We start from the raw sequence: 26,140 nt of genomic DNA on the forward strand, positions 1-26,140 counted from the left end.
TGTTGCGGTAAATCTTTAGAAATTGCCCTGGACCCAGCTCTTGATGCGGTCGAGCAACGGGCTCTTGGCCTCTTCGTTGCTGTAGCTATCGCGGCTGCTGCTGATCCCCGAGAAGGAAATGCCGTCGGACTGCTTTTGCAGGCCGTACATCAGCAAACCAACACCGGTTGAATAAATCGGGTTGCGTACTACATCGTCCAGGCCCTTGACGCCATGGGGTACGCCCAGGCGGACTGGCATGTGGAAAATCTCTTCGGCCAGTTCCACCGCGCCTTCCATCTTCGACGTGCCACCGGTCAGCACGATGCCGGCCGGGATCAGGTCTTCGTAGCCGCTGCGACGCAGTTCAGCCTGGATCAAGGTGAACAGCTCGTCGTAACGCGGCTCGACCACTTCGGCCAGGGCCTGGCGGGACAGCTCGCGAGGCGGACGGTCACCAACGCTTGGCACCTTGATGGTTTCACCGGCACCGGCCAGCTTGGCCAGGGCGCAGGCGTAGCGAATCTTGATTTCCTCGGCGTACTGGGTCGGGGTGCGCAACGCCATGGCGATATCGTTGGTCACCTGGTCACCGGCAATCGGGATCACCGCGGTATGGCGGATCGCGCCTTCGGTGAAGATCGCGATGTCGGTGGTACCGCCACCGATGTCCACCAGGCACACACCCAGCTCTTTCTCGTCATCGGTCAGTACCGAGTACGCCGAAGCCAGTTGCTCGAGGATGATGTCGTCGATTTCCAGGCCGCAGCGGCGCACGCATTTTTCAATGTTCTGTGCCGCATTGACCGCGCAGGTGACCACGTGGACCTTGGCTTCCAGGCGCACGCCGGACATGCCCAGCGGCTCGCGCACGCCTTCCTGGTTATCGATCACGTAGTCCTGCGGCAAGGTGTGCAGGACCCGCTGGTCGGCCGGGATCGCCACTGCCTGGGCAGCATCGAGCACACGCTCGAGGTCGGCGGAGCTGACTTCACGATCACGGATCGCGACGATGCCGTGGGAGTTCAGGCTGCGGATGTGATTACCCGCCACGCCGACGAACGCCGAGTGGATCCGGCAACCGGCCATCAGTTGCGCTTCTTCGATGGCGCGTTGGATCGACTGCACGGTGGACTCGATGTTCACCACCACGCCCTTCTTCAGGCCGCGGGAAGGATGGGTACCGATCCCGACGATTTCCAGTTGGCCATCGGCCGCGACCTCGCCTACCAGTGCCACCACCTTGGAGGTACCGATATCCAGACCGACGATCATTTTGCCGCTTTGCACGTTTGCCATGGTCCTGCCTCTTCTCAATTCTTCGCGACGGCGGGTTGGGCCGTCGTGGGCGCTACAGGTTCCCGCCAGCCGACGGCAAGGCCGTTGGCATAACGCAGGTCGATGCGCGCAATGTTCGTAATCTGTTCTTTAAGCGTCTTGTCGTAGATGGCAAAGAAGCGGCGCATCTTTTCCACCAGGTTGCCGCGGCCCAACAACAACTCGATCCCCGGCCCCGCACTGCCGGCACCTGTGGTCAGGAACCAACTGCCGCGTTCACGCAACTCCAGCCGGGCGATGGAGAAACCCAGTGGCCGAAGCATCTGGCTCAACACCTGATACTGCTGCATCACTTGCTGCTGGGCCCGCTGCGGGCCGAACAACTGTGGCAAATGTTCGTAATTGGCCAGTTCACGCGGGGTAAACGCCTGGCCCTGGTTATTCAGCAAGGCCTCGTCACCCCAACGGGCCACGGGCAGTTGTTCTTCCAGGCGAATCACCACCTGGTCAGGCCAGACGCGACGCACTTCGGCGTGGGCAATCCAGGGCATCTGTTCCAGCTCGGTGCGCATGCTCGCCAGGTCGATGGTGAAGAAGCTCGCCGCCACGTAGGGGGCGATCCGCTGCTGTACCGCTTGCTGGCTGATGTAGCTCAAGTCGCCCTGCACGTTGATCTTGGTGATCGGGCGGTCCGCGTACGGCATCAGGCGCTGGGCACCCTCATAGGTACCGAACCCCAACGCCACCAGCAGCACCGGCCAGAACACCGCTTTGAGAAAACCAAAATTGGCTTTCGGCAGGCGCACCGACATCGGCTCTTTGGCCACCATTCGGCTGGCACCCCGCGGTACCGGCTTGCGGCCGGGAGCGGGTGGCTGATGACGTAGCTGGGCGCCTTGCATGGACTTACCCTCGCGGCTCAATGCTTGCAGCCAGGATCGCCAACACCAACTGTTGGAAATCCAGGCCGGCTGCCCGGGCCGCCATCGGCACCAGGCTGTGATCGGTCATGCCCGGTGCGGTGTTGACTTCGAGGAACCAGAACTGCCCTTCGGCGTCCTGCATCACGTCAGCCCGTCCCCAACCGGCGATACCCAGCGCCTCACAGGCTTTCGCCGTAAGGTCCATGAGTTCTTGTTCCTTGGCACTGTCGAGGCCACACGGGATCCGGTACTGGGTATCGGAAGCCAGGTACTTGGCGTCGTAGTCGTAGAAAGTGTGCGGCGTACCCAGGGCGATCGGCGGCAACACCTGGTCGCGCAGCGTGGCGATGGTGAACTCCGGACCTTGAATCCATTGCTCGACCAACACTTGCGAATCGTAGGTACTGGCCGCTTTCCAGGCGTCGGTCAATTCAGACGCTGATGTCACTTTGGCCATACCGATACTTGAACCTTCATGCGCCGGTTTGACGATCAAAGGGAAGCCCAGTTCCGTCGCTGCCGAAATACAATCAGCTTCGCTGCTCAGCACGGCGTGACGCGGGGTCGGAATACCCAAGGTGTGCCAGACCTGCTTGGTGCGCAGTTTGTCCATGGCCAGGGCTGAAGCGAGGATGCCGCTGCCGGTGTACGGAATGCCCAGGCACTCGAGCAGGCCTTGCATGCTGCCGTCTTCACCGCCACGACCGTGGAGAATGATGAACGCACGGTCGATCTTTTCATCGAGCAGGCGCTGCAGGAAGTCGTCACCGACGTCGATCCCGAACGCATCCACACCGGCGCTCTGCAGGGCACTGAGCACCGCATTGCCGGATTTCAGCGAGACTTCGCGTTCGGCGCTCTTGCCACCGAACAGCACGGCGACACGCCCGAAGTCTTGCGGGGCGATAGTCGAGAACAGGTTGGCGTAGGCTGCAGTCATTTCAACTTCCCCTCGCTAGGCGCGGCAACGGCACCTGCGAACAACGAACTTTTCAACAATTTGGGTGCAAGGCCACCGATATCACCGGCGCCCTGGCACAGAAGGATGTCACCGGCACGCAGCAACGGCTTGACCAGCGGCGCAAGGTCGACGCCGCGCTCGATGTAGATCGGGTCAAGCTGGCCGCGCTGGCGAATGCTGTTGCACAGCTTGCGGCTGTCGGCGCCCGGGATCGGCTCTTCGCCGGCCGGATAGACTTCCATCAGCAGCAGCACGTTGGCATCGGCCAATACATTGACGAAGTCGTCATACAGGTCACGAGTGCGGCTGTAACGGTGCGGCTGGTAGACCATCACCAGGCGACGCTCCGGCCAGCCACCACGCACAGCCTGGATCACCGCGGCCACTTCGGTCGGATGGTGGCCGTAGTCGTCCACCAGCATCACGCTGCCGCCTTCGACCGGCAGCTCGCCGTAGACCTGGAAGCGGCGGCCGACACCCTGGAAGCCCGACAGGCCCTGGACGATGGCTTCATCGCTGACGCCTTCGTCAGTGGCGATACAGATGGTCGCCAGGGAGTTGAGCACATTGTGGTTGCCCGGCATGTTCACCGACACATCCAGCGGCTCGCGATCAGGGCGCAGCACGGTGAAGAAGGTCTGCATGCCCTGCTGGCGAACATTGATTGCGCGCACGTCGGCGTCTTCGCTGAAACCGTAGGTGACGGTTGGGCGCTTGACCTGCGGCAGGATCTCGCGAACCACCGGATCGTCCAGGCACACCACCGCCAGACCGTAGAACGGCAGGTTGTGCAGAAACTCGACGAAGGTTTTCTTCAACTTGTTGAAGTCGCCGTCGTAGGTCGCCATGTGGTCGGCGTCGATGTTGGTGACCACGGCCACCAGCGGCTGCAGGTGCAGGAAACTGGCGTCGCTTTCATCGGCTTCGGCGATCAGGTAGCGACTGGTGCCGAGCTGTGCATTGGTACCTGCTGCATTCAGGCGGCCACCGATGACGAAGGTCGGGTCCAGGCCACCGGCGGCAAACACCGAGGCGATCAGGCTGGTGGTGGTGGTTTTGCCATGGGTACCGGCGACGGCGATGCCGTGGCGGTAGCGCATCAGCTCGGCCAGCATTTCAGCACGCGGCACCACTGGGATACGGCGCTCGAGCGCGGTCGCCACTTCCGGGTTGGAGGTGTTCACGGCACTGGAGACCACCAGTACATCGGCATTCGCGGCGTTCTCGGCGCGGTGGCCGAGGAAAATCTGTGCACCAAAGGATTCCAGGCGCTCCGTCACGGGGGAAGCCTTGAGGTCGGAACCGGACACTTCATAGCCCAGGTTCAGCAACACTTCGGCGATCCCGCACATGCCCACACCGCCGATGCCGACGAAGTGGATACGACGGATACGGCGCATTTCCGGCTGCGGCATGGCTTTCTGATTCTCAACCATGAACCACCTCCAGGCAGATATCGACCACGTTACGGGTGGCATTCGGTTTGGCCAGGCGACGAGCTGCGCCAGCCATGTCGTTGAGTCGTTGTGGTTGCATCAGGACCTCGGTCAGGCGCGCAGCCAGTTCTGCGGCGCCGGTCGTTCTTTGCGGCATCAGGAAGGCAGCGCCTTCACGAGCCAAATAATCGGCATTGCGGGTCTGGTGATCGTCGATCGCGTGGGGCAGAGGCACCAGCATCGAGGGCAGACCGGCAGCAGCCAGCTCACTGACAGTCAGCGCACCTGCGCGACAGACCACCAGGTCGGCCCAGCCGTAGGCTTGGGCCATGTCTTTGATGAACGGCTGCACTTGCGCCTCGACACCGGCAGCGCGGTAGCGCTCGGCAGTCACTTCATCGTGGTTTTTGCCAGCCTGGTGGAACACTTCCGGGCGCAGTTCGACGGGAACCTGCGACAGGGCTTCAGGCAGCAATTTGTTCAAGGGTTCTGCCCCCAGGCTTCCGCCCAGGACCAGCAAACGCGCCTGGCGTCCGGCCAGGGCCGGGCGCGGCGTATCGAGGAACAACTCGGCGCGCACCGGGTTACCGGTGGTCCGCCGGCTGCCACGGGCAGCAAAGGTGTCCGGGAAAGCTTCGCAGACTCGCGCGGCCAAGGGCACCAGCAACCGATTGGCGGTACCGGCCACGGCATTCTGTTCGTGAACGATCACCGGCACGCCGGCCAACCTGGCTGCTACGCCACCAGGGCCGGTGACATACCCGCCAAAACCAAGGACACACACCGGCTTCAGCTGACGAATGATCGCCCGCGCCTGGAACACCGCCTTGAGCAGCACAAAAGGTGCCTTGAGCAGGGACAACTTGCTCTTGCCGCGCAGGCCACTGACGTTGATCAGGTGCAACGGCAGGCCCGCATTGGGTACCAGCTCGTTTTCGATGCCACGGGGCGTGCCGAGCCAGTGCACGGTGTAGCCGCGCGCCTGGAACTCGCGGGCGCAGGCCAGTGCCGGGAACACGTGGCCACCGGTGCCGCCCGCCATGATCAGCACGTTAGCGCCCATGGGTTGGCTCCTCGGCAAAATCACTCTCCTTGAACTCCATCTCTTCGCTGCCCAGGTGGGTCCGACTCTCCCACTCGATACGCAGCAACAGCCCCAGGCACGCACAGCAGATCACCAGCGAGCTGCCGCCATAGCTGAGGAACGGCAAGGTCAGGCCCTTGGTTGGCAGCAGGCCGACGTTCACCCCGATGTTGATCAGGAACTGACCAATCCACAGGAACGACAAGCCGTAGGCGATGTAGGCGGCGAAGAACTGCTTGGACTTCTCGGCCCAATAACCGATGTACATGCCACGGATGCAGACAAAGGTGAACAGTGCGACGGTGAACAGCGAGCCAATGGCACCCAGCTCTTCAGCCAGGACCGAGAACACGAAGTCGGTGTGGGCTTCCGGCAGGTAGAACTGCTTCTGCACGCTGTTGCCCAGGCCAACCCCCAGCCACTCACCGCGACCAAACGCGATCAGGGCCTGGGACAGCTGGTAACCGGCGCCGAACTGGTCTGCCCATGGGTCGGCAAAGTTGGTCAGACGCGCCATTCGATACGGCTGCACCTGAATCAACAGCACCACGGCCGCCACGGCCAGGACCACCATCAGGGAGAAGCGGAACAGCCCGACCCCGCCAAGGAACAGCATCGCTGCCGCCGCGCCCATCATCACCACGGTGGCCCCGAAGTCCGGTTCCATCAGCAACAGGCCCGCCATCGGCAGCAGCACGATGAACGGCTTGAAGAAGCCCATCCAGCTTTCACGCACTTCTTTTTGCCGGCGCACCAGATAACCGGCGAGGTAGATCACCACGAACACCTTGGCGATTTCCGAAGGCTGGACGTTGAAGAAACTGAAGCCGATCCAGCGCATCGAGCCGTTCACTTCGCGGCCGATCCCCGGGATGATCACCATCACCAGCAGGCCGAACGCACCAATCAGCATCAGCCAGCCCAGGCGTTGCCAGGTGGCGATCGGAATCATCATGGTGACGATGCAGGCCCCAAGGCCAAGCAGGACGTAGATCAGGTGACGAATCATGTAATACAGGGCGCTGCCCGACTGCACGGCTGCCACTTCAGTGGAGGCCGATGCAATCATCACCAGCCCCAGGCCGATCAGCGCCAGGCACCCGGCAAGCATCGGGAAGTCGAGGTCGATACCGCGCCCGGTGATGATCGGCGACGGGTAAGGCTTGATGATGTTTCTCAAGTTCATGCCAAGTCCTCCACGGCCTGGGCGAACAGGTGCCCACGCTCTTCGTAGTTCTTGAACATGTCGAAACTGGCGCAGGCCGGCGACAGCAGCACGGCATCACCGGGCTGGGCCACGGCGCGGCATTGCGCGACCGCTTCGAGCAGCGAGTTGACACGAATCTGCGGTACACCGTCGCCGATGGCCTGGCCGATCAGCTCGCTGTCACGGCCCATCAACACCACCGCACGGCAGTTTGCCGCGACCGGATCACGCAGGTCCTTGAATTCAGCGCCCTTGCCATCGCCGCCGGCAATCAGCACGAGCTTGCCGTCGATGTCGGCGCCCAGGCCTTCGATCGCCGCCAGGGCGGCACCGACGTTGGTGGCCTTGGAGTCGTTGTAGTAGCTCACGCCGTCCAGGTCACGCACCCACTGGCAGCGGTGCTCGAGGCCGGCGAAGGTACGCAGGGTGGCGAGCATGGCGTCGAACGGCAGGCCGACGGCGTGCCCCAGCGCCAAGGCCGCGAGGGCGTTGGACTGGTTGTGGGCGCCACGGATTTTCAGCTCGCGCACCGGCATCAGGTTGGTGAATTCGAAGGCCAGGTATTTCTCGCCGTTCTCTTCACGCAGGCCAAAGGCCTTGAAGTCAGGTTTGCCGAGGCCGAAGGTCCAGCACGGCAGGCCCTCGCCCATCAACGGCCGGCTCAGGGCGTCCTGGCGGTTGACCACCACTTGCCGCGCGCCGCGGAAGATCCGGTGCTTGGCCAGGTGGTAGGCAGGCAGGCCGCTGTAGCGGTCCATGTGGTCTTCGCTGACGTTGAGCACGGTGGCCACTTCAGCGCCCAGGTGATCGGTGGTTTCGAGCTGGAAGCTGGACAACTCCATCACGTACAGCTCGACATCGTCGCTCAGCAAGTCGAGCGCCGGCGTTCCGAGGTTGCCGCCCACGGCCACACGCTTGCCGGCCGCAGCCGCCATGTCGCCGACCAGGGTGGTCACCGTGCTTTTCGCGTTGGAGCCGCTGATGGCGACGATCGGCGCTTTCGCGTTACGCGCGAACAGCTCGATGTCACCGGACAGCTTCACGCCACGGGCAGCCGCCGCCTGCAGGGCTGGTGTAGCCAGCGCCAGGCCGGGGCTCACGTAGAGCTCGTCGGCACGGCACAGGAACTCGACATCCAGCTCGCCACAACGCACTTCCACGTGCGGGTAGTCACGGCGCAGCGTGACCAGCTCCGGTGGATTGTCCCGCGTGTCAGCCACAGCGAACGCCACGCCCCGGTTCGCCAGAAAGCGAACCAGGGACATGCCGCTCTTGCCGAGGCCGACAACGATGCGGAAGTGGTCAGAAGCGATCAGAGACACTCGTTCTACCTCAGCTTCAGGGTGGCAAGGCCGAACAGCACGAGAATCACGGTGATGATCCAGAATCGGACGATCACGCGTGGCTCGGGCCAGCCCTTGAGTTCAAAGTGGTGGTGGATCGGCGCCATGCGAAACACCCGGCGACCGGTCAGCTTGAAGGACGCGACCTGGATCACCACCGACAGGGTTTCCATCACGAACACGCCGCCCATGATGAACAGCACGATTTCCTGGCGCACGATCACTGCGATGGTGCCCAGGGCCGCGCCCAACGCCAATGCGCCGACGTCGCCCATGAACACTTGCGCCGGGTAGGTGTTGAACCACAGGAAGCCCAGGCCGGCACCAATCAGCGCGCCGCAGAACACAATCAGTTCACCCGCGCCCGGGACATAAGGGATCAACAGGTATTCGGCGAATTTCACGTTACCCGACAGGTAGCAGAAGATCCCCAGGGCGCCGCCGACCATCACGGTCGGCATGATCGCCAGGCCATCGAGGCCATCGGTCAGGTTGACGGCGTTGCTGGAGCCGACGATCACGAAGTAGGTCAGGACGATGAAGCCGGCACCCAGCGGAATGCTGTAGTCCTTGAGCATCGGCAGGATCAGGGTGGTTTCCACCGGACTGGCGGCCGTCATATAAAGGAAGATCGCCGCGCCCAGGCCAAACACCGACTGCCAGAAGTACTTCCAGCGGCTCGGCAAGCCACGGGAGTTCTTCTCGATGACTTTGCGGTAGTCGTCGACCCAGCCGATGGCGCCGAACAGCAGGGTCACCAGCAGCACGACCCAGACATAGCGGTTGGTCAGGTCGGCCCACAGCAGGGTGCTGACGCCAATGGCGGACAGGATCAGCGCGCCACCCATGGTCGGGGTGCCGGACTTGGACAGGTGCGATTGCGGCCCGTCGTTACGTACCGATTGGCCAATCTGACGATTCTGCAGGGTGCGGATCATCCACGGCCCGAAGCACAGCGACAGCGACAGCGCGGTCAGTACACCTAGAATCCCGCGCAGGGTCAGGTACTGGAAGACCGCGAAGCCTTTGTAGAACTGTTGCAGATACTCCGCTAGCAGCAGCAGCATTAATGTTTCTCCCCGCTCGAACCGCACAGAGCCGCAACGATGTTTTCCATCGCCGCGCTGCGCGAGCCCTTGATCAAAATAGTGGTGTTTGAATCGTGTTCGGCGCCCAGCGCCGCAATCAGGTCGGCCTGAGTGGCAAAGTGACGGGCCTGCTCACCGAAGGCGGCGACGGCATGCGCCATCAACGGCCCTACGGCGTAAAGTGCAGAAACCTTGCCGCTGGCATACGCGCCAACTTCGCGGTGCCCCTGCTCCGCCCACTCGCCCAACTCGCCGATATCTCCGAGCACCAGGACGGTGCGGCCGGAAAAGCCGGCAAGTATATCAACCGCAGCGCACATCGAGGTGGGGTTTGCGTTGTAAGAATCATCAATGACCCGCATGCCATTGCTCGCCAGTTGCGCCACCGCGCGTCCCTTGACCGGTTGCACGGCGTTCAGGCCGGTGACGATGCCGAACAGCGACACCCCGAGGGCGTGGGCAGCGGCGGCGGCCGCCAGGGCGTTGGCCACGTTGTGGGTGCCCAGCAGATTCAACTGGACGTGCTCGACACCCAGCGGACTGTGCAGTTTGAAGGACGGGCAGCCCCGTGCGTCGCGATCCAGGTCACTGGCATGGAAGTCGGCCTGGCTGTCGTGCAGGGCGAAGGTCAGCACCTGGCGCCCGGCTGCGCGGGCCTTCCAGATGGCGAATGCCTTGTCGTCGAGGTTCAGTACGGCGACGCCATCGGCGTCCAGCCCTTCGAGAATCTCGCCCTTGGCCTCGACGATTTTTTCCGGCCCGCCGAACTCACCGACGTGGGCGGTCCCGGCATTGTTGAGCACGGCTACGTCGGGCTTGGTCATGGCCACGGTGTAGGCGATCTCGCCGATGCGCGAGGCGCCCAGCTCGATCACCGCAGCACTGTGTTCGGCCGCCAGTTCCAGCAGGGTCAGGGGCACGCCGAGGTCGTTGTTCAGGTTGCCACGGGTCGCCAGCACCGGACCGCGGGTGCGCAGGATGCTCGCGAGCATTTCCTTGACCGTGGTCTTGCCGCTGGAACCGGTGATTGCCGCGACCGGCTTGGTAAAGGCCGCACGGTTCAGGGCGCCCAGTTGACCCAGGGCCTGCCGAGTGTCCTTGACCAGCAGTTGCGGCAAGGTGGCGTTGGCCACTGCACGCTCGACCAAGGCTGCGACCGCACCTTTGCCGGCCACTTCGTTGAGGTAGTCGTGCCCGTCGAAACGCGGACCGGCCAGGGCCACGAACAGTTGGCCCGGCACGATGGCCCGGCTGTCGATGCTCACGCCCTCGAAGCGGCTGTCGGTAGTAACCAGACGGCCACCCAATGGACCCGCCACTTCGCTCAATTGCAGGGCCTTAAGCATGGCTCACCTCCCAGGCGGTCAAGGCGCGATCGGCCTCCACCAGGTCAGAGAAGGCATGGCGTTGGCCATTGATTTCCTGATAGTCCTCATGACCTTTGCCAGCCAGGACGATCACGTCATCGGCGCTGGCGCCAGCAACAATTTCGGCAATCGCCTGGCCACGACCGGCGACAAAACGTACGTTATCTACCGCGCTGAAACCGGCGCGGATGTCGTCGAAAATCTGCAGTGGGTCTTCGCTGCGCGGGTTGTCATCGGTCACCAGCACGCCATCGGCCAGGCGCTCGACCACTTCGGCCATCAGCGGACGCTTGCCACGATCGCGATCGCCGCCGCAGCCGAACAGGCACAACAACTGACCCTTGGCGTGGGGACGCAGGGCCAGCAGGACTTTTTCCAGGGCATCGGGGGTATGGGCGTAGTCGACCACCACCAATGGCTGGGTGCCGCCACCCAGGCGCTGCATGCGACCGGCCGGGCCTTCGAGCTTGGGCAGCACACGGAGGATTTCGTCCAGCGCATAGTCCAGGCCGAGCAAGGCACCGACCGCGGCCAGCACGTTGCTCAGGTTAAAACGACCGAGCAAGGCGCTGCGCAAATGGTGTTCGCCCTGAGGCGTTACCAGCGTGGCACGCACACCCTCGTCGTCGAACTGCGCTTCGCGGCAATACAGGTAGGCGCTGGCGTCTTCCAGGCTGTAGGTGATCAGCCGCGATTCGCCCTTGTCGGCGGCCAGTTGGCGACCGAATTCGTCGTCGAGGTTGACCACCCGGCACTTCAGGTCATTCCAGGCGAACAACTTGGCCTTGGCTTCACCATAGGCCTGCATGGTGCCGTGATAGTCCAGGTGATCGCGGGACAGGTTGGTCATCACTGCCACGTCGAAGGCCAGCGCGCTGACGCGTCCCTGATCCAGGCCGTGGGAAGAAACTTCCATGGCCACCGCCTTGGCACCGGCCTTTTTCAGGTCGGCCAGGGTGGCTTGCATGTCGATCGGGTTGGGTGTGGTGTGCAGGCCGCTTTGCAGCGCGCCGTAGAAGCCACTGCCCAGGGTGCCGACGATGCCGCAGTGCTGGCCGAGCAAATCGAGGGCCTGGGCAACCAACTGGGTCACACTGGTTTTGCCGTTGGTGCCGGTGACACCGACCAGGTTCAGATGCCGGCTCGGGTCACCATAGAAGCGTCCAGCGATGTCCGACAGTTGCGCGGCCAGGCCTTTGACCGGGATCAGCGGCACATCGGTAATCGGCAGGACGGTCGCCCCTTCGACTTCATAGGCCACGGCTGCCGCACCGCGTTGCAGGGCATCGGCGATATGCGCACGGCCATCGAACTTGCCGCCAGGCACTGCGAGGAACAAGTCCCCGGCGCGTACATTGCGGCTGTCCAGGGCCAGTTCGCGAATCAACAGGTCGCGGCCGGCATGGGCGAAAATCTTGTTCAGGCTCAGAGACATCAGCCGCGCCCTCCGTTGGCTTTGAGTGGGATCGCCGGGATGGCATTGGCTTGCTGGGTCGGCGGCAGGTTGTCCGGCGAGATGTTCATCAGGCGCAGGGTGCCCGACATCACTTTGCTGAACACCGGTGCCGAAACCAGGCCACCGAAGTAGCCGGCCTTGCTCGGTTCATCGATCACCACGACGATGGCAAAACGCGGGTCGCTCATCGGGCCGAAACCGGCAAACAGCGAGCGGTAGGAATTGACGGCGTAGCCCTTGAGACCTGCGGAGGTCTTACGCGCAGTACCGGACTTGCCGGCCACGTGATAGGCCGGAACCTGCGCACGGAATACCCCGCGCGGCGCCTCGATCACTTGCTGCAGCATGCCCTGCATGGTCTTGGCGACGTCTTCCGGGATCACCTGGGTGGTTTGCGGCAGCTTGTCGGTCTTGACCAGGGTCAGGGGCGCGATACGGCCGTTGTTGGCCAATGCCGAGAACGCGTGGACCAACTGGATCGCGGTTACCGACAGACCGTAGCCGTACGACAGCGTGGCCGTCTCGGCCTTGCGCCATTCGCGGTAGTTGGGCAGGTTGCCGACGCGCTCGCCCGGGAAGCCCAGGCCAGTGTCCTGGCCCAGGCCGATTTTCTGAGCCAGGCGGAAAATAGTCTCACCGCCAATATCGAAGGCGATCTTGCTCATGCCCACGTTACTGGAGTTGATCAGGATCCCGGTCAGGTCGAGCACCGGGCCTTCGCTCCTGGACACGTCACGAATGGTGTACTTGCCCAGTTGCAGGGTGCCCGGATAGACCTCGACCCGATCACTCGGCTTCCAGCGCCCGGTTTCCAGGGCGGCACTCATGGAGATGGCCTTCATGGTCGAGCCCGGCTCGAACACGTCGATCATCGCGCGGTTACGCATCATCGCCGGCTGCAGGTTGCGACGGTTGTTCGGGTTGTAGGTCGGCTGGTTGACCATGGCCAGGATCTCGCCGGACTTGACGTCCATGATCACCAGGCTGCCAGCCTTGGCACCGTTCTCGATGATCGCGTTGCGCAGTTCGCGGTTGGCCAGGTATTGCAGGCGCAGGTCAATCGACAACGCCAAGGGCTTGCCGGCCTTGGCGTTTTTGGTGACCTGAACATCTTTGATCAGTCTGCCGCGCCGGTCCTTGATGACCTGGCGTTTACCGGGGACCCCGGCCAGCCATTCGTCATAGGCCAGCTCCACGCCTTCGCGGCCATGGTCGTCGATATCGGTAAAGCCGACCATATGGGCGGTGACTTCCCCGGCCGGGTAGAAGCGCCGGAACTCTTCGATGCCATAGACGCCAGGCACTTTCAGGTCGAGCACCACCTGGCCTTGCTCCGGCGTCAGGCCGCGCACCAGGTAGATGAATTCTTTATTGGCCTGGGCTTCCAGGCGCTCGGTCAGCGCACGCGGGTCCTGGCCCAATGCGGCAGCCAGGGCCGGCCAGCGGTCCTTGGCGCTCTGCATTTCCTTGGCGTTGGCCCACAGGGTGGTGACCGGAGTACTGACCGCCAAAGGCTCGCCGTTACGGTCGGTGATCAGGCCACGGTGCGCGGGAATCGGGATGTGCCGCATGCTACGCGCGTCACCCTGGCCCTTGAGGAAGGCACGGTCGACCACTTGCAAGTCAATGATGCGCCAGGCAATCGCGGCCACCATGATCCCGAGCAAGCCCACGACCAAGCGAAACCGCCACGGAAAGAGTGCCCCCTCGAGTTTCATCATGGCGCCACCATCCGCACTTCTGCCGCGCCGGGAATGCGCATCTTCAGTTGTTCGGTGGCCAGCACTTCAATACGGCTATGAGCGGTCCAGGTGCTCTGCTCGAGAATCAACCGCCCCCACTCCGCCTGCGCCTTGTCGCGCACACTCAACTCGCCGTACAACGAGTTGAGCAATTGCCGATTCCAGTGGGCGCTGTAGGACACCGCGATCGCGGAAACCAGCACGCCGATAAACAGCAGCAGCATGATAAAGCTGCCGCCTGGAAGAGGCTTGGCGAAAAGCTTGCTCACCGCAGCTTCTCCGCGACACGCATGACAGCGCTACGGGAACGTGGGTTGGCTTTGAGTTCGGCTTCGCCGGCGAACTGCGCTTTGCCATGGACTTTGATTTTCGGCACAAAAGCTTCGAAACGTACCGGCAGGTTGCGCGGCAGGTTGTCGGTTTCACCCTTGACCAGTTTGCGCATGAACAGCTTGACGATGCGATCTTCCAGCGAGTGGAAGCTGATCACTACCAGGCGGCCGCCGATTTCCAGCGCCTCGAGTGCTGCTTCGAGGCCGGCTTCGAGATCGCCCAGTTCATTGTTGACGTGAATTCGCAGGCCCTGGAAGGCACGGGTAGCTGGGTTCTTACCTTTTTCCCACGCCGGGTTGGCGACTTTCAGCACTTCTGCCAGGTCACCAGTGCGCTCGAACGGCTTGATGTCGCGACGCTCAGCCACGGCACGGGCCATGCGCCCGGAGAAACGTTCTTCGCCATATTCCTTGAACACCCGGGCGATTTCTTCGACGGGCGCGGTGTTGACGAATTCGGCAGCACTGATCCCGCGGGACGGATCCATGCGCATGTCCAGGGGGCCGTCATTGAGGAAGCTGAAGCCACGCTCAGGGTCGTCTAGCTGGGGCGAAGACACGCCCAGGTCGAGCAGCACACCGCTGACCTTGCCGGCCAGGCCGCGCTCGGCAACTTCCGAACCCAGTTCGGCAAAGCTGCGCTGCACAACGACAAAGCGGCCGTCTTCGGCCGCTAGCGTTTGCCCGGTGGCAATCGCTTGAGGATCTTTGTCAAACCCCAGCAACCGGCCATCAGGACCGAGCTGGCTGAGTATCAGGCGGCTGTGGCCGCCGCGCCCGAACGTGCCATCGAGATAGCAACCATCAGGGCGTACGGCGAGAGCCTCGACGGCTTCGTCAAGCAGTACGGTGATGTGGTTAAAGCCGCTATCAATAGTCACAGGATCAAATCACGCAGTTCATCAGGCATAGCGCCCGGTTGTTGAATAGCAGCCAGGTCAGCAGCAGACACTGCATCCCAGGCATCCTCGTCCCACAATTGGAACTTGTTCAGTTGGCCTACCAACATCGCGCGCTTATCCAACTTGGCATATTCACGCAGACGCGGCGGAACCAGAAAACGACCACTGCCGTCGAGTTCGAGGTCGACGGCATTACCAATCAGCAAACGTTGCAGGCGACGGTTCTCTTCGCGAAGCGAAGGCAGTGCGCGCAGTTTGGTTTCAATCAGCTCCCACTCATCGAGGGGGTAAACACACAAACAAGGATCAACCGCATCAATGGTCACGATCAGTTGCCCGGAACTACGCGAAACCAACTCGTCACGATACCGGCTCGGCATAGCGAGACGGCCTTTTGCATCGAGACTGATAGCGTTAGCTCCGCGAAACACGTCAGCGTTTCTCCAAATTCTAGCGTTTTACGCTCAAAAAACCCACTTCATGCCACTTTCCGCCACTTGCGCACACTATAGGAATGCGCCTACCGCACCGTCAAGGCGCGCAGTAAAGGAAAACCCTTACAGATCGGAGATTTAGCGGTACAAAAGAAGGGGTTACGAGTATTTGGCGGATGACTCAGCTCAATAACTTGAAGCAGCGCAGGAGGCTACGTTCAGAAGTTAAAGTAATTTGTTAAGAGTAAGATTTTTTCGGTATTACGAAAGCGCTTCTGCTATTGATTCAGCAGGGTGGGTAATTGCTACTACACGCGCGCCTCTACAAGGGGGTCAAACGAGATGATGGCATATCGACATCAAGCAACACGTGCCCACAACATGCTGCGGGCGGTGAACCGATAATACCAAGCCCCTGTGCCGGTGATTCAAGCACAAAAGCGAAAAAAAGGTGGAGAGTCGATCTATAAGCCGGGTTCTGTCTTGAACAGTCATTCGTCTACGATGGCCATCACTGGACACCTTTAGCAACCTACCCGGTCCCAGCGCGGGCCACGCCTTGGGACCCTATTTGGTCTTGCTCCAAGTGGGGTTTACCTAGCCACGAACTGTTGCCAGTCGTGCGGTGCGCTCTTACCGCACCTTTTCACCCTTACCGGCACCGAAGCGCTTAGGCGGTTATTTTCTGTGGCACTTTCCGTAGGCTCACGCCTCCCAGGCATTACCTGGCACTTCGCCCTATGGAGCCCGGACTTTCCTCCCCCCCCTAATTTTCATAGAGGGCAGCGACTGTCCAATCGACTCTCCGCCGCGAAGGTTAACGGCACAGCGCCCGAAGAACAAGCAATAAAAGCCTTTTGCCGCTCTGCAGGCCCCGTTCTTACTCGCCCTTCTGTTTTTCCAGGGCCACTTGATAGAGCACATTCTTGCGCTCACCGGTAATTTGCGCCGCCAATGCTGCGGCACGCTTGAGCGGCATCTCCTCGAGCAACAGATTGAGGATGCGCATGGCCTCGCTGCTGACCGCCTCCTCAGTCTCTGGCGCGGTCCAGCCCGCCACCAGCACCACGCACTCGCCACGCTGCTGATTGCTGTCGCCCTCGACGAACGCACGCAGCTCGGCCAGGGGCAGGCCCTTAAGGGTCTCGAAGGTCTTGGTCAGCTCGCGCGCCAACAAGGCTGGCCGCTCGGGGCCGAACACCAACTCCATGTCCTGCAGGCATTCGAGGATCCGGTGAGGCGCCTCATAGAAGATCAGGGTCCGCGGCTCTTCCTTAATGGACTCCAGGCGCGCGCGCCGGCCAACGGCCTTGGCCGGCAGGAAACCTTCGAAGATAAACCGGTCGGACGGCAATCCCGCCGCCGACAATGCGGCGATCAGCGCGCACGCCCCGGGAACCGGGACTACATTGATACCGGCAGCGCGGGCCTGGCGCACCAAGTGATAACCCGGATCGGAAATCAGCGGCGTGCCGGCATCGGAAATCAGCGCAACATTGTCACCGGCCAGCAACCGCGTGATGAAGCGACTGCCTTCGTCGCGTTCGTTGTGTTCGTGACAAGCCGCCAAGGGCGTAGCGATGCCGAAATGTTGCAGCAACCGCAGGGAGTGGCGCGTGTCTTCGGCGGCGATCAACGCCACCTCACGCAAGATCTTCAGCGCGCGGGCACTGATGTCATCCAGGTTGCCGATGGGCGTCGCCACCACATAAAGCGAGCCAGCAGCGGAATTCAAAGCACCTGGAGCAGTCAAAGCGCACACCTCATGATCGGTAAAAGCGCCATTGTAGCGCGTAGAAGCCCGCTGGATGCGCACCACTGTCATCAGGACGCACTACCTTTTCGTGAGCACGGCAACATTTACACGACCTAAATTGCACGATTCACGCCAGTAACATCGCGCCCCGGCCAGTGCTTGGGTACAATTCCACGCTAATTTGATCGAGTATCAGGAACACTTACATGATCGCTTGCCTGCGGCTGTTCACTGCCCTCTGCCTCGCTGCCCTGTTGGCGGCTTGCGCCAGCTCGCCCTCGTCCAGCCTTGGCGACCTTCCACGGACGGCCGATGCCAGTATCGAGCAACTGCTCGAACAGGCTGCCACCAGCACCAATCCGGAAAAGGCTGCCCTGCTGCGCCTGAGCGCGGCCGACCTGGCGTATCGCCAGGGTAACGCCGGCCAGTCCGCGCAAATCCTGCAACAGGTTCCGCTGGAAACGCTCAAGCCGGGCCAACAGGTCTATGCCAGCACCCTGGCCGCCGAACTGGCGATGACCCGCAACCAGCCCAAGGCGGCACTGACCGCCCTGAGCCACCCAAGCCTGCAGCGCCTGAGCGAATTGCCGGACGAGCAACAGGTTCGCACCGGCACCGTGCGTGCCCGCGCCCTCGAAGCCGACGGCCAGACGCTGGCCGCCGCCCGCGAGCGAATTGCCATCGCGCCGATGCTCGAAGGCGAAGCCGCGAACAAGAACCACGAGGCGATCTGGGCACTGATTGCCTCGCTGCCCACCGACCAGTTGCAACCGATCACCGACGACGTGCTCGGCGGCTGGATGAGCCTGGCCGTGGCGGTAAAAACCGCCGGCACCCTGGAACTGCAACAGGCCGCCATCGACAACTGGAAAGCCCAGCACCCGAAACACCCTGCCGCCCTGCAGTTGCCACTGCCACTGACCCAACTCAAGCAACTGGCCAGCCAGCCGCTCGGCAAGATCGCCCTGCTGCTGCCCCAGGAAGGCCCGCTGGCCTCGGTGGCCAAGGCCCTGCGCGAAGGTTTCATGGCTGCTCACTACCAGGCCCAACAGGCCGGACAGAACCCACCCGCCATCGAGTTCTATGACAGCTCGCGCCTGACCTCGCTGGACGACTTCTATCGCAAGGCCCAAGCCGATGGCGTGCAACTGGTAGTCGGCCCGCTGGAAAAACCTCTGGTCAAGCAACTCAACGCGCGCCCTCAACTGCCGATCACCACCCTGGCGCTGAACTACAGCGAAGGCGAGCAAGGCCCGGCCCAACTGTTCCAGTTCGGCCTCGCGGCCGAGGACGAGGCGCGCGAAGTATCCCGTCGCGCACGTGCCGACGGCCTGCATCGCGCTGCGGTACTGGTACCTAAAGGCGAATGGGGCGACCGCGTCCTCAAGGCCTTCAGCCAGGACTGGCAAGCCAATGGCGGCAGCATCATCGGTGTCGAACGTGTAGACCAACCCGTGCAACTGGCCCAGCAGATCGCCGACCTGTTCCAACTGCGCCAGAGCGAAGGTCGCGCCAAGAGCCTGCAAAGCACCGTCGGCTCGCAGATCGCCGCACAGCCGTCGCGCCGCCAGGACATCGAGTTCATCTTCCTCGCCTCGACCCCACAACAGGCGCAACAGATCAAACCCACGCTGAACTTCCAATACGCGGGTGACGTGCCGGTCTACGCCACGTCCCACGTGTACAGCGCCAGTGGCGACCAGAACCAGTACAACGACATGAACGGCGTGCGCTTCTGCGAAACCCCATGGCTGCTCAACACCAGCGACCCGCTGCGCCAGCAAGTGACTGCACAATGGCCACAAGCCAATAGCAGCCTGGGTCGGCTGTACGCCATGGGCGTCGACGCCTACCGCCTGGCCCCGCGCCTGGGTCAACTCAAGGCCCTGCCGGACAGCACCATCGAAGGCCAGTCGGGCAACCTGAGCATGAGCCCGACGCAACGGGTTCAACGCCAGCTGCCTTGGGCGCAATTCGTCAACGGCCAGGTCCAACGCCTGCCGGACACCCCGCGCTGATGCCCGACAGGTCACGCCAGCAAAGCGGTCGAGATGCTGAAAGCCAGGCGCTCCAGCATCTCCAGCAACAGGGACTGCGCCTGCTGGCGCAGAACTGGTTGTGTAAACGCGGCGAGCTTGATCTGGTCATGCTTGACGGCGATACAGTAGTATTCGTCGAAGTCCGCTACAGAAAAAACACCCAATGGGGTGGCGCGCTCGGCAGTATCGATGCGCGCAAGCGTCAAAAACTGGTACTCGCCGCGCAGTATTTCCTGCAGAGCGAGTCACGCTGGGCCGACTCCCCCTGCCGTTTTGATGTGGTTGCCATAGACAGCACTGCAGCGCATCTGAACTGGCTACGGAATGCCTTTGATAGCTGACCGCTGTCGGGCAGGACCGATTTTCACCCAACACTTTTGCTCTTTGCTTTGCGGGCCGCACATTGCTGTGCCACCAGGCCGCGCCACTTAAGGTCACACAGATGGACATGCAATCCCGAATTCGCCAGCTTTTTCAGGCCAGTATCGATACCAAGCAACAGGCGATGGACGTACTTGCACCGCACATCGAGCAAGCCAGCCAAGTGATGGTCAACGCCCTGCTCAACGAAGGCAAAATGCTCTCGTGTGGCAACGGCGGTTCGGCCGGTGACGCACAGCACTTTTCCTCCGAACTGCTCAACCGCTTCGAGCGCGAACGCCCCAGCCTGCCGGCCATCGCCCTGACTACTGACAGCTCGACGATCACCTCGATCGCCAACGACTACAGCTACAACGAAATCTTCTCCAAGCAGATCCGCGCCCTGGGCCAACCCGGTGACGTCCTGCTGGCGATTTCCACCAGCGGCAACTCGGCCAACATAATTCAAGCGATCCAGGCCGCACATGATCGCGAAATGATTGTCGTAGCATTGACCGGTCGCGATGGCGGCGGCATGGCGTCGCTGCTATTGCCGGAAGACGTGGAGATTCGCGTACCGGCCAACGTCACCGCACGCATTCAGGAAGTCCACCTGCTGGCGATCCATTGCCTCTGCGACTTGATCGACAGCCAATTGTTCGGGAGTGAAGAATGACCCCTAATCGCCTAGGCCTACTGGCCCTGACGCTGTGCCTCGGCATCAGCGGATGTACCTCGGTGGTGAACGCCAGCCGTGAAAGCCCTATCCAGGATGACCGTGGCACCCGCACCTTCGGCAGCAAGATCGACGACTCGTTGATCGAAACCAAGGTTGGCGTGAACGTGGCCAAGGCCAACCCGGACCTGGACACCCAATCGCACATCGTCGTCACCAGTTTCAACGGCGTGGTGCTGCTGGCCGGGCAAACGCCCCGTGCCGACCTCAAGGCCCAGGCCGAGCAGGCCGCTGCCGCTGTGCAGCGGGTCAAGACGGTGCACAACGAACTGCAGGTCATGCAACCCTCGTCACTGTTGGCACGCAACAACGACGCCTGGCTGACCACCAAGATCAAGACCCAGATGCTCACCGACGCCAGCATTCCCGGCTCACGCATCAAGGTCGTGACTGAAAACGGCATCGTCTACCTGCTGGGCTTACTGACCAAGCAGGAAGCGGCCCAGGCCACCAACCTGGTGCAGGGCGTTTCCGGGGTGCAGAAGATCGTGAAACTGTTTGAGTACATTGACTGACACGCTCTCCTGCAGGAGCACGGCTGCGATGGCGCCTTTGAAAATGCCATCGCGAGCAAGCTCGGCTCCTACAGCAATAAAAAAGGCGATCCATTCGGATCGCCTTTTTTATTACTTCACCACCTTCAAGCTTGGCCGTCCGCTAGGGCGCGGTGGCTCGTTGTCGGGTGGCGGCAGATCATCTTCGGGCTCGAACTCGTCCTCGCCCTCTACCGGCGACTCCAAGTCAAACACCATACCCTGGCCATTCTCCCGAGCGTAAATACCCAGGATCGCAGCTATAGGCACGTACAGGGTGTGCGGCACACCACCGAAGCGACCTTCAAAGCTCACTGCATCGTTATCCATGTGCAGATGACGCACGGCAGCGGGCGAAACGTTCAGGACAATCTGTCCGTCACTGGCAAAACCTTGTGGCACCTGCACCGAAGGAAACTCGGAGTTGACCAGCATGTGCGGGGTGCAATCGTTATCGACAATCCACTCATAGAGCGCACGGACGAGATAAGGACGACTGGAGTTCATAGCGGCTCCTTAAGCCTTAGCGCATATCGCGTTCGACACCAGACAGGCTCGCCTGGAATGCCTCACGCGCAAACTGGCGCTCCATATAATCAAGCAGCGGCTTGGCCGGCCGCGGCAGTTCAATACCCAGGATCGGCAAACGCCAGAGTATCGGTAGTAGGCAGCAATCCACCAGACTTTGTTCCTCACTGAGGAAAAACGGCTTGTCGGCGAACAACGGCGAGACACCCGTGAGGCTCTCTCGCAGTTCCTTGCGCGCCTGCACGCGTGCTGGCTCCTTGGTCCGTGAGTCCAGGATCAGATCCACCAGGCCACACCAGTCACGCTGGATGCGATGGATCAGCAGGCGGCTATTGGCCCGCGCCACCGGATAAACCGGCAGCAAAGGTGGATGGGGATAACGCTCATCCAGGTATTCCATCACCACGGTCGACTCCCACAACGCCAGGTCACGATCGACCAGGGTGGGCAAGCTGCCGTAAGGGTTCACTTCGATCAGCTTTGGCGGCTGACGGCCCGCCTCCACACTGATGATCTCGGCGCTGACACCCTTCTCTGCCAGTACGATTCGCACTCGGTGGGAATAGTGGTCGGCGGGGTCGGAGTAACAGGCCAACCGGTTGGTCACGCCCATGGCGGTCCTCCTCGCTTGTTGAAATTATTGAAAGCGGAAAAACGAGCGCGCCCAGAGGGCGTCTCCCGTAACGCCTGGATGACCAGATTCGTTACGTTTACAGAGACGCCCTTGGGCGCGCGCGATTAACAGCAAATGCTTGAAGCTAGATCAATGCACATCTTTCCAGTATTCGCGCTTGAGCAAGTAAGCGAATACGAAGAAGAACGCCAGGTACAACAGTACGTAGGTACCAATGCGCTGATGCTCCAGCTTAACCGGGTTAGCCGAGTAAGCGAGGAAGGTTACCAGATTCTTGACCTTCTCATCGAACTGCTCTTCGGTCAGGGCACCGGACTTCGGCACGATGGTCAACTGATCGCACGCTTCATGAGTCAGCGGCGTACCGGTCAGCGGATCATATTGCTTCTTGCCGTCCTCGACGATCTGCACCTGTTTGCAGCCTACGACCTGGCGACCTTGCAGGCCGACCAGCACGTTGGGCATGCCGACGTTCGGGAACACCTTGTTGTTCACGCCCCAAGGACGCGACGGATCTTCGTAGAACGACTTCAGGTAGCCGTAGAGCCAGTCAGTGCCACGCACCCGAGCTACCAGGGTCAGGTCAGGCGGCGCAGCGCCGAACCAGGCCTTGGCGTCTGCCGGCTGCATGCCAATGTTCATGTGGTCGCCGATCTTGGCGCCGGTGAACACCAGGTTCTTGAGCATCAGATCGTGAGGAATCCCCAGATCGTCGGCAACGCGCTCATAGCGCTGGAACTTGGCACTGTGGCAGCCCATGCAGTAGTTGGCGAAGGTACGTGCGCCATCTTGCATTGCCGCTTTATCGGAGACGTCGATGTCGACCTTTTCCAGCTCAGGACCGCCCGCGGTGGATGCGAACGAGAACACAGGCAAAGCAGCAAGAATCAGTACAGCAAATAGCTTTTTCATCAGCCAGTCACCCTTTCCGGAACCGGTTTTGTCTTCTCGAGCCGGGTGTAGAACGGCATCAGAATGAAGTAGGCGAAGTACAGGAAGGTACATACCTGCGACAACAGCGTACGACCTGGCGTTGGCGCCAGAACACCCAACACACCCAGGATCACGAACGAAATGCAGAACACCCAGAGCCAGATCTTGCTCATCCAGCCCTTGTAGCGCATGGATTTGACCGGGCTACGGTCAAGCCATGGCAGGACGAACAGCACGGCGATCGCGGCGCCCATGGCGATAACGCCCAGGAGCTTGTCGGGAACGGCACGCAAGATCGCGTAGAACGGGGTGAAGTACCAGACCGGAGCGATGTGCTCTGGGGTCTTGAAGGCGTTCGCCACTTCGAAGTTCGGCTTCTCGAGGAAATAACCGCCCATTTCCGGGAAGAAGAACACGATCGAGCAGAAGATGAACAGGAACACCACCACGCCGACGATATCTTTCACGGTGTAGTACGGGTGGAAGGCAATGCCGTCCAGCGGTACGCCGTTTTCGTCTTTGTATTTCTTGATGTCGACGCCGTCCGGGTTGTTCGAACCGACTTCGTGCAGCGCCAGGACGTGCAGCACTACCAGGCCAAGAATAACGATCGGCAAGGCCACCACGTGCAAGGCGAAGAAGCGGTTCAGGGTGATCCCGGAAATCAGGTAGTCACCACGGATCCACTGGGTCAGGTCGTCGCCGATGACCGGAATCGCACCAAACAGCGAGATGATCACCTGGGCACCCCAGTAGGACATCTGGCCCCACGGCAGCAGGTAACCCATGAAGGCTTCCGCCATCAGGGCCAGGTAGATCAGCATGCCGAACACCCACACCAGCTCACGCGGCTTCTGGTACGAACCGTAGAGCAAGCCACGGAACATATGCAGATAGACCACGACGAAGAACGCCGAAGCGCCGGTGGAGTGCAGCAGACGCAGGATCGAGCCGTACTCGACGTCGCGCATGATGTATTCGACGGAGGCAAACGCCTCTTCCGCCGACGGGGTGTAGCTCATGGTCAGCCAGACACCGGTAACGATCTGGTTAACCAGAACCAGCAGTGCCAGGGAGCCAAAGAAGTAGAAGAAGTTGAAGTTCTTCGGAGCGTAATACTTGCTGAGATGGTCTTCCCACATCTTGGTCGCAGGAAAGCGCGCATCAACCCAATCCATCAACTTGCTCATCACGCGTTCTCCGTATCGACGCCGACGACAATGATGTCGTCCGACTCATAGGAATGCGGGGGAACTGGCAGGTTCAAAGGCGCAGGCTGCGATTTGAAGACACGGCCAGCCAGGTCGTAGTGGGAGCCATGGCAAGGGCAGAAGTAGCCGCCCACCCATTTTGGACCGAGGTCGGCCGGCGCCACTTCTGGACGGAAGGTCGGTGAACAGCCCAGGTGCGTGCAGATACCGATCAGCAGCAGCACTTCCGGCTTGATCGAACGCGTCTTGGGATCCACATAGGTCGGTTGTACCGAGGCCTTGGAGTCCGGATCGGAGAGATCCCCCTCGATCTTCGTCAGGTTCCCCAGAATCTCTTGGGTGCGGCGGACGATGAATACCGGCTGACCGCGCCATTCGGCAATCATTTGCTGACCTGGCTCGATTTTGCTGACATTCACTTTCACCGGTGCACCTGCGGCTTTCGCCTTGGCACTGGGAAACCACGACCCCACGAACGGGACCGCAGCCCCCACCGCTCCTGCAGCACCCACCACGGATGTGGCTGCTACCAAGAAGCGACGCCGGCCTGTATTCACGCCGTCATTGCTCATCCAGTCCTCTCCCATCAGCTTTGTGGCCTGTTAAATCAGGCATCTACTAAGTAAAAATCTGAACTTATAAAAATTTTGCAGAATGGTAATGAAAAGCCCCAATTCTGACAAGGTAATTACCACCCATGGGTACCGCCAAGCCTTGTAGTATAGGGCTTCTGCGGATGTGGCAAGTTGTCACACCAAAAATCATCGCCCATAAAAAACGCCCAGCTCCGCGAGGAGACTGGGCGCTTTGAACGCGAAAGCGAATTAACGCTTCGAGTACTGCGGACGCTTACGCGCTTTACGCAGACCAACTTTCTTACGTTCAACTTCACGCGCGTCACGGGTTACGAAGCCAGCTTTACGCAGTGCACCGCGCAGAGTTTCGTCGTAATCCATCAGAGCGCGAGTGATGCCATGGCGGATTGCGCCAGCTTGACCACTTACACCACCACCGATCACGGTGACGTAGATGTCGAACTTCTCGACAGTCTCAGTCAATTCCAGCGGCTGACGAACTACCATGCGGGCAGTTTCGCGACCGAAGAAATTTTCCAGCGAACGGTTGTTGATGGAGATGTTACCAGTGCCCGGACGCAGGAAAACGCGTGCGGTTGCGGTCTTGCGACGGCCAGTGCCGTAATTTTGAGTCGCCGACATAATGAACTATTCCGTTAAAACTTCAGTTCTTGGGGCTGCTGAGCAGTATGAGGGTGAACAGCGCCCGCATAGACTTTCAGCTTACGATACATGTCGCGACCCAGTGGGTTCTTAGGCAGCATGCCTTTAACCGCGGTCTCGATCACGCGCTCAGGGGCTTTAGCGATCAGCTTTTCGAAGTTGATCGACTTGATGCCGCCCGGGAAACCGGAGTGGGAGTAGTAGATTTTGTCGGTGGTTTTAGCACCGGTTACACGAATCTGCTCGGCATTGATAACGACGATGTAGTCGCCGGTGTCAACGTGAGGAGTGTACTCAGCTTTATGCTTGCCACGCAGACGGCTCGCGATTTCGGTGGCCAGACGACCCAGGGTCTGACCTGCAGCGTCGACGACAAACCAGTCGCGCTGTACTGTTTCCGGTTTAGCAGTAAAAGTTTTCATTCTTTATAGCCTCAGGGGCCGCCCTGTAAATTAGACGGCGGATCTTACTGAATAGTGCGTACTTTGACAAGTCAAAGGCAGCCGGGTACAGACGCTATCGGGGGCTCGGGTCGGCGCGTCCGTTCAACGGCAAGATTCTTCGGCGGCGGCGCATCACTTCCACTGCAGAAAGAGGTGCGCAATTATGCAGATTGCGAAAAATTTTTCAACCTGCTTTT

Annotated in this window: 26 protein-coding genes and 1 other RNA gene; 4 read left to right on the plus strand and 23 right to left on the minus strand. The window is 61.1% G+C overall.

What is annotated here, in order from left to right; all coding sequences use genetic code 11:
• Nucleotides 1-15 precede the first annotated feature (15 nt).
• From ftsA to rsmI, 16 genes are all read right to left on the minus strand, one after another.
• A complete protein-coding gene (ftsA, locus tag PspS04_RS22660) occupies nucleotides 16-1,278 on the minus strand; it encodes a cell division protein FtsA (protein WP_095168933.1) in 1,263 nt (420 codons plus the stop codon).
• Nucleotides 1,279-1,292: 14 nt separating this feature from the next.
• Nucleotides 1,293-2,159, minus strand: a complete 867-nt coding sequence (locus tag PspS04_RS22665; RefSeq protein ID WP_095168934.1) for a cell division protein FtsQ/DivIB — start codon at nucleotides 2,157-2,159, stop codon at nucleotides 1,293-1,295.
• A 4-nt stretch (nucleotides 2,160-2,163) separates the two neighbouring features.
• The gene (locus tag PspS04_RS22670; protein WP_095168935.1) at nucleotides 2,164-3,120 is read right to left on the minus strand and encodes a D-alanine--D-alanine ligase; all 957 of its coding nucleotides are present in this window, start codon (nucleotides 3,118-3,120) and stop codon (nucleotides 2,164-2,166) included.
• Nucleotides 3,117-4,577 carry a UDP-N-acetylmuramate--L-alanine ligase gene (murC, locus tag PspS04_RS22675; RefSeq protein ID WP_095168936.1) on the minus strand — a complete coding sequence of 487 codons (1,461 nt, stop codon included), beginning with the start codon at nucleotides 4,575-4,577 and terminating at the stop codon, nucleotides 3,117-3,119. The genes PspS04_RS22670 and murC overlap by 4 nt, the downstream gene beginning before the upstream one ends.
• Nucleotides 4,570-5,640, minus strand: coding sequence for an undecaprenyldiphospho-muramoylpentapeptide beta-N-acetylglucosaminyltransferase (gene murG / locus PspS04_RS22680; protein WP_159997885.1), 1,071 nt, complete (start codon nucleotides 5,638-5,640; stop codon nucleotides 4,570-4,572). Before murG ends, murC begins: the two co-directional genes overlap by 8 nt.
• Nucleotides 5,630-6,847: a putative lipid II flippase FtsW gene (ftsW, locus tag PspS04_RS22685; RefSeq protein WP_159997887.1), complete on the minus strand. Its 1,218-nt coding sequence runs from the start codon at nucleotides 6,845-6,847 to the stop codon at nucleotides 5,630-5,632. Before ftsW ends, murG begins: the two co-directional genes overlap by 11 nt.
• The gene (murD, locus tag PspS04_RS22690; protein WP_159997889.1) at nucleotides 6,844-8,190 is read right to left on the minus strand and encodes a UDP-N-acetylmuramoyl-L-alanine--D-glutamate ligase; all 1,347 of its coding nucleotides are present in this window, start codon (nucleotides 8,188-8,190) and stop codon (nucleotides 6,844-6,846) included. Before murD ends, ftsW begins: the two co-directional genes overlap by 4 nt.
• A gap of 5 nt (nucleotides 8,191-8,195) precedes the next feature.
• Entirely contained in the window at nucleotides 8,196-9,278 is a 1,083-nt protein-coding gene (mraY, locus tag PspS04_RS22695) for a phospho-N-acetylmuramoyl-pentapeptide-transferase (RefSeq protein WP_095168940.1), read from the minus strand.
• On the minus strand, nucleotides 9,278-10,645 hold the full coding sequence (locus PspS04_RS22700) for a UDP-N-acetylmuramoyl-tripeptide--D-alanyl-D-alanine ligase (RefSeq protein WP_159997891.1): 1,368 nt from the start codon (nucleotides 10,643-10,645) through the stop codon (nucleotides 9,278-9,280). The genes mraY and PspS04_RS22700 overlap by 1 nt, the downstream gene beginning before the upstream one ends.
• Nucleotides 10,638-12,101 carry a UDP-N-acetylmuramoyl-L-alanyl-D-glutamate--2,6-diaminopimelate ligase gene (locus PspS04_RS22705; protein ID WP_159997893.1) on the minus strand — a complete coding sequence of 488 codons (1,464 nt, stop codon included), beginning with the start codon at nucleotides 12,099-12,101 and terminating at the stop codon, nucleotides 10,638-10,640. The genes PspS04_RS22700 and PspS04_RS22705 overlap by 8 nt, the downstream gene beginning before the upstream one ends.
• Entirely contained in the window at nucleotides 12,101-13,840 is a 1,740-nt protein-coding gene (locus tag PspS04_RS22710; protein WP_174244635.1) for a peptidoglycan D,D-transpeptidase FtsI family protein, read from the minus strand. Before PspS04_RS22710 ends, PspS04_RS22705 begins: the two co-directional genes overlap by 1 nt.
• Entirely contained in the window at nucleotides 13,840-14,133 is a 294-nt protein-coding gene (gene ftsL / locus PspS04_RS22715) for a cell division protein FtsL (RefSeq protein WP_095168944.1), read from the minus strand. The genes PspS04_RS22710 and ftsL overlap by 1 nt, the downstream gene beginning before the upstream one ends.
• The gene (gene rsmH / locus PspS04_RS22720) at nucleotides 14,130-15,077 is read right to left on the minus strand and encodes a 16S rRNA (cytosine(1402)-N(4))-methyltransferase RsmH (RefSeq protein ID WP_162530210.1); all 948 of its coding nucleotides are present in this window, start codon (nucleotides 15,075-15,077) and stop codon (nucleotides 14,130-14,132) included. The genes ftsL and rsmH overlap by 4 nt, the downstream gene beginning before the upstream one ends.
• A complete protein-coding gene (mraZ, locus tag PspS04_RS22725; protein ID WP_019693566.1) occupies nucleotides 15,074-15,529 on the minus strand; it encodes a division/cell wall cluster transcriptional repressor MraZ in 456 nt (151 codons plus the stop codon). The genes rsmH and mraZ overlap by 4 nt, the downstream gene beginning before the upstream one ends.
• A gap of 454 nt (nucleotides 15,530-15,983) precedes the next feature.
• Nucleotides 15,984-16,337, minus strand: an RNA gene (rnpB, locus tag PspS04_RS22730) — RNase P RNA component class A.
• A 75-nt stretch (nucleotides 16,338-16,412) separates the two neighbouring features.
• Nucleotides 16,413-17,285: a 16S rRNA (cytidine(1402)-2'-O)-methyltransferase gene (gene rsmI / locus PspS04_RS22735; RefSeq protein WP_095169036.1), complete on the minus strand. Its 873-nt coding sequence runs from the start codon at nucleotides 17,283-17,285 to the stop codon at nucleotides 16,413-16,415.
• 209 nt (nucleotides 17,286-17,494) lie between these two features.
• Here rsmI and PspS04_RS22740 point away from each other — a divergent pair, with 209 nt between their 5' ends.
• The 4 genes from PspS04_RS22740 (at nucleotide 17,495) to PspS04_RS22755 (ending at nucleotide 20,938) form a co-directional block, all read left to right on the plus strand.
• Nucleotides 17,495-19,306: a penicillin-binding protein activator gene (locus PspS04_RS22740; RefSeq protein ID WP_159997897.1), complete on the plus strand. Its 1,812-nt coding sequence runs from the start codon at nucleotides 17,495-17,497 to the stop codon at nucleotides 19,304-19,306.
• Entirely contained in the window at nucleotides 19,306-19,668 is a 363-nt protein-coding gene (locus PspS04_RS22745) for a YraN family protein (RefSeq protein ID WP_095168946.1), read from the plus strand. Before PspS04_RS22740 ends, PspS04_RS22745 begins: the two co-directional genes overlap by 1 nt.
• Before the next feature lie 101 nt (nucleotides 19,669-19,769).
• Nucleotides 19,770-20,363 carry a phosphoheptose isomerase gene (locus tag PspS04_RS22750; protein WP_007904374.1) on the plus strand — a complete coding sequence of 198 codons (594 nt, stop codon included), beginning with the start codon at nucleotides 19,770-19,772 and terminating at the stop codon, nucleotides 20,361-20,363.
• Nucleotides 20,360-20,938, plus strand: a complete 579-nt coding sequence (locus PspS04_RS22755) for a BON domain-containing protein (protein ID WP_095168947.1) — start codon at nucleotides 20,360-20,362, stop codon at nucleotides 20,936-20,938. The genes PspS04_RS22750 and PspS04_RS22755 overlap by 4 nt, the downstream gene beginning before the upstream one ends.
• Nucleotides 20,939-21,049: 111 nt before the next feature.
• Here the strand turns inward: PspS04_RS22755 and PspS04_RS22760 are convergent, their stop codons facing one another.
• The 7 genes from PspS04_RS22760 to rplM form a co-directional block, all read right to left on the minus strand.
• Nucleotides 21,050-21,463: a ClpXP protease specificity-enhancing factor gene (locus PspS04_RS22760; protein WP_095168948.1), complete on the minus strand. Its 414-nt coding sequence runs from the start codon at nucleotides 21,461-21,463 to the stop codon at nucleotides 21,050-21,052.
• 16 nt (nucleotides 21,464-21,479) lie between these two features.
• Nucleotides 21,480-22,097 (minus strand): glutathione S-transferase N-terminal domain-containing protein, encoded by a 618-nt coding sequence (locus PspS04_RS22765; protein ID WP_095168949.1) that lies wholly within the window; start codon nucleotides 22,095-22,097, stop codon nucleotides 21,480-21,482.
• A gap of 150 nt (nucleotides 22,098-22,247) precedes the next feature.
• Complete coding sequence (locus PspS04_RS22770) at nucleotides 22,248-23,030, minus strand: cytochrome c1 (protein WP_095168950.1); 783 nt, start codon at nucleotides 23,028-23,030, stop codon at nucleotides 22,248-22,250.
• On the minus strand, nucleotides 23,030-24,241 hold the full coding sequence (locus tag PspS04_RS22775; protein ID WP_159997899.1) for a cytochrome b: 1,212 nt from the start codon (nucleotides 24,239-24,241) through the stop codon (nucleotides 23,030-23,032). The genes PspS04_RS22770 and PspS04_RS22775 overlap by 1 nt, the downstream gene beginning before the upstream one ends.
• Nucleotides 24,241-24,834, minus strand: coding sequence for a ubiquinol-cytochrome c reductase iron-sulfur subunit (gene petA / locus PspS04_RS22780; RefSeq protein WP_095168952.1), 594 nt, complete (start codon nucleotides 24,832-24,834; stop codon nucleotides 24,241-24,243). The genes PspS04_RS22775 and petA overlap by 1 nt, the downstream gene beginning before the upstream one ends.
• A gap of 252 nt (nucleotides 24,835-25,086) precedes the next feature.
• Complete coding sequence (rpsI, locus tag PspS04_RS22785) at nucleotides 25,087-25,479, minus strand: 30S ribosomal protein S9 (protein ID WP_008080273.1); 393 nt, start codon at nucleotides 25,477-25,479, stop codon at nucleotides 25,087-25,089.
• Nucleotides 25,480-25,493: 14 nt separating this feature from the next.
• Entirely contained in the window at nucleotides 25,494-25,922 is a 429-nt protein-coding gene (gene rplM / locus PspS04_RS22790; RefSeq protein ID WP_007905295.1) for a 50S ribosomal protein L13, read from the minus strand.
• Between the last annotated feature and the right edge of the window lie 218 nt (nucleotides 25,923-26,140).

The sequence above is a fragment of the Pseudomonas sp. S04 genome, from assembly GCF_009834545.1.
GTDB lineage: Bacteria > Pseudomonadota > Gammaproteobacteria > Pseudomonadales > Pseudomonadaceae > Aquipseudomonas.

What these genes read in the sequence shown, in the direction of transcription:
- ftsA (WP_095168933.1), bottom strand. Translation starts at nt 1,278, where the DNA reads ATGGCAAACGTGCAAAGCGGCAAAATGATCGTCGGTCTGGATATCGGT.
- PspS04_RS22665 (WP_095168934.1), bottom strand. Translation starts at nt 2,159, where the DNA reads ATGCAAGGCGCCCAGCTACGTCATCAGCCACCCGCTCCCGGCCGCAAG.
- PspS04_RS22670 (WP_095168935.1), bottom strand. Translation starts at nt 3,120, where the DNA reads ATGACTGCAGCCTACGCCAACCTGTTCTCGACTATCGCCCCGCAAGAC.
- murC (WP_095168936.1), bottom strand. Translation starts at nt 4,577, where the DNA reads ATGGTTGAGAATCAGAAAGCCATGCCGCAGCCGGAAATGCGCCGTATC.
- murG (WP_159997885.1), bottom strand. Translation starts at nt 5,640, where the DNA reads ATGGGCGCTAACGTGCTGATCATGGCGGGCGGCACCGGTGGCCACGTG.
- ftsW (WP_159997887.1), bottom strand. Translation starts at nt 6,847, where the DNA reads ATGAACTTGAGAAACATCATCAAGCCTTACCCGTCGCCGATCATCACC.
- mraY (WP_095168940.1), bottom strand. Translation starts at nt 9,278, where the DNA reads ATGCTGCTGCTGCTAGCGGAGTATCTGCAACAGTTCTACAAAGGCTTC.
- PspS04_RS22700 (WP_159997891.1), bottom strand. Translation starts at nt 10,645, where the DNA reads ATGCTTAAGGCCCTGCAATTGAGCGAAGTGGCGGGTCCATTGGGTGGC.
- PspS04_RS22705 (WP_159997893.1), bottom strand. Translation starts at nt 12,101, where the DNA reads ATGTCTCTGAGCCTGAACAAGATTTTCGCCCATGCCGGCCGCGACCTG.
- PspS04_RS22710 (WP_174244635.1), bottom strand. Translation starts at nt 13,840, where the DNA reads ATGAAACTCGAGGGGGCACTCTTTCCGTGGCGGTTTCGCTTGGTCGTG.
- PspS04_RS22740 (WP_159997897.1), top strand. Translation starts at nt 17,495, where the DNA reads ATGATCGCTTGCCTGCGGCTGTTCACTGCCCTCTGCCTCGCTGCCCTG.
- PspS04_RS22745 (WP_095168946.1), top strand. Translation starts at nt 19,306, where the DNA reads ATGCCCGACAGGTCACGCCAGCAAAGCGGTCGAGATGCTGAAAGCCAG.
- PspS04_RS22750 (WP_007904374.1), top strand. Translation starts at nt 19,770, where the DNA reads ATGGACATGCAATCCCGAATTCGCCAGCTTTTTCAGGCCAGTATCGAT.
- PspS04_RS22755 (WP_095168947.1), top strand. Translation starts at nt 20,360, where the DNA reads ATGACCCCTAATCGCCTAGGCCTACTGGCCCTGACGCTGTGCCTCGGC.
- PspS04_RS22760 (WP_095168948.1), bottom strand. Translation starts at nt 21,463, where the DNA reads ATGAACTCCAGTCGTCCTTATCTCGTCCGTGCGCTCTATGAGTGGATT.
- PspS04_RS22765 (WP_095168949.1), bottom strand. Translation starts at nt 22,097, where the DNA reads ATGGGCGTGACCAACCGGTTGGCCTGTTACTCCGACCCCGCCGACCAC.
- PspS04_RS22770 (WP_095168950.1), bottom strand. Translation starts at nt 23,030, where the DNA reads ATGAAAAAGCTATTTGCTGTACTGATTCTTGCTGCTTTGCCTGTGTTC.
- PspS04_RS22775 (WP_159997899.1), bottom strand. Translation starts at nt 24,241, where the DNA reads ATGAGCAAGTTGATGGATTGGGTTGATGCGCGCTTTCCTGCGACCAAG.
- petA (WP_095168952.1), bottom strand. Translation starts at nt 24,834, where the DNA reads ATGAGCAATGACGGCGTGAATACAGGCCGGCGTCGCTTCTTGGTAGCA.
- rpsI (WP_008080273.1), bottom strand. Translation starts at nt 25,479, where the DNA reads ATGTCGGCGACTCAAAATTACGGCACTGGCCGTCGCAAGACCGCAACC.
- rplM (WP_007905295.1), bottom strand. Translation starts at nt 25,922, where the DNA reads ATGAAAACTTTTACTGCTAAACCGGAAACAGTACAGCGCGACTGGTTT.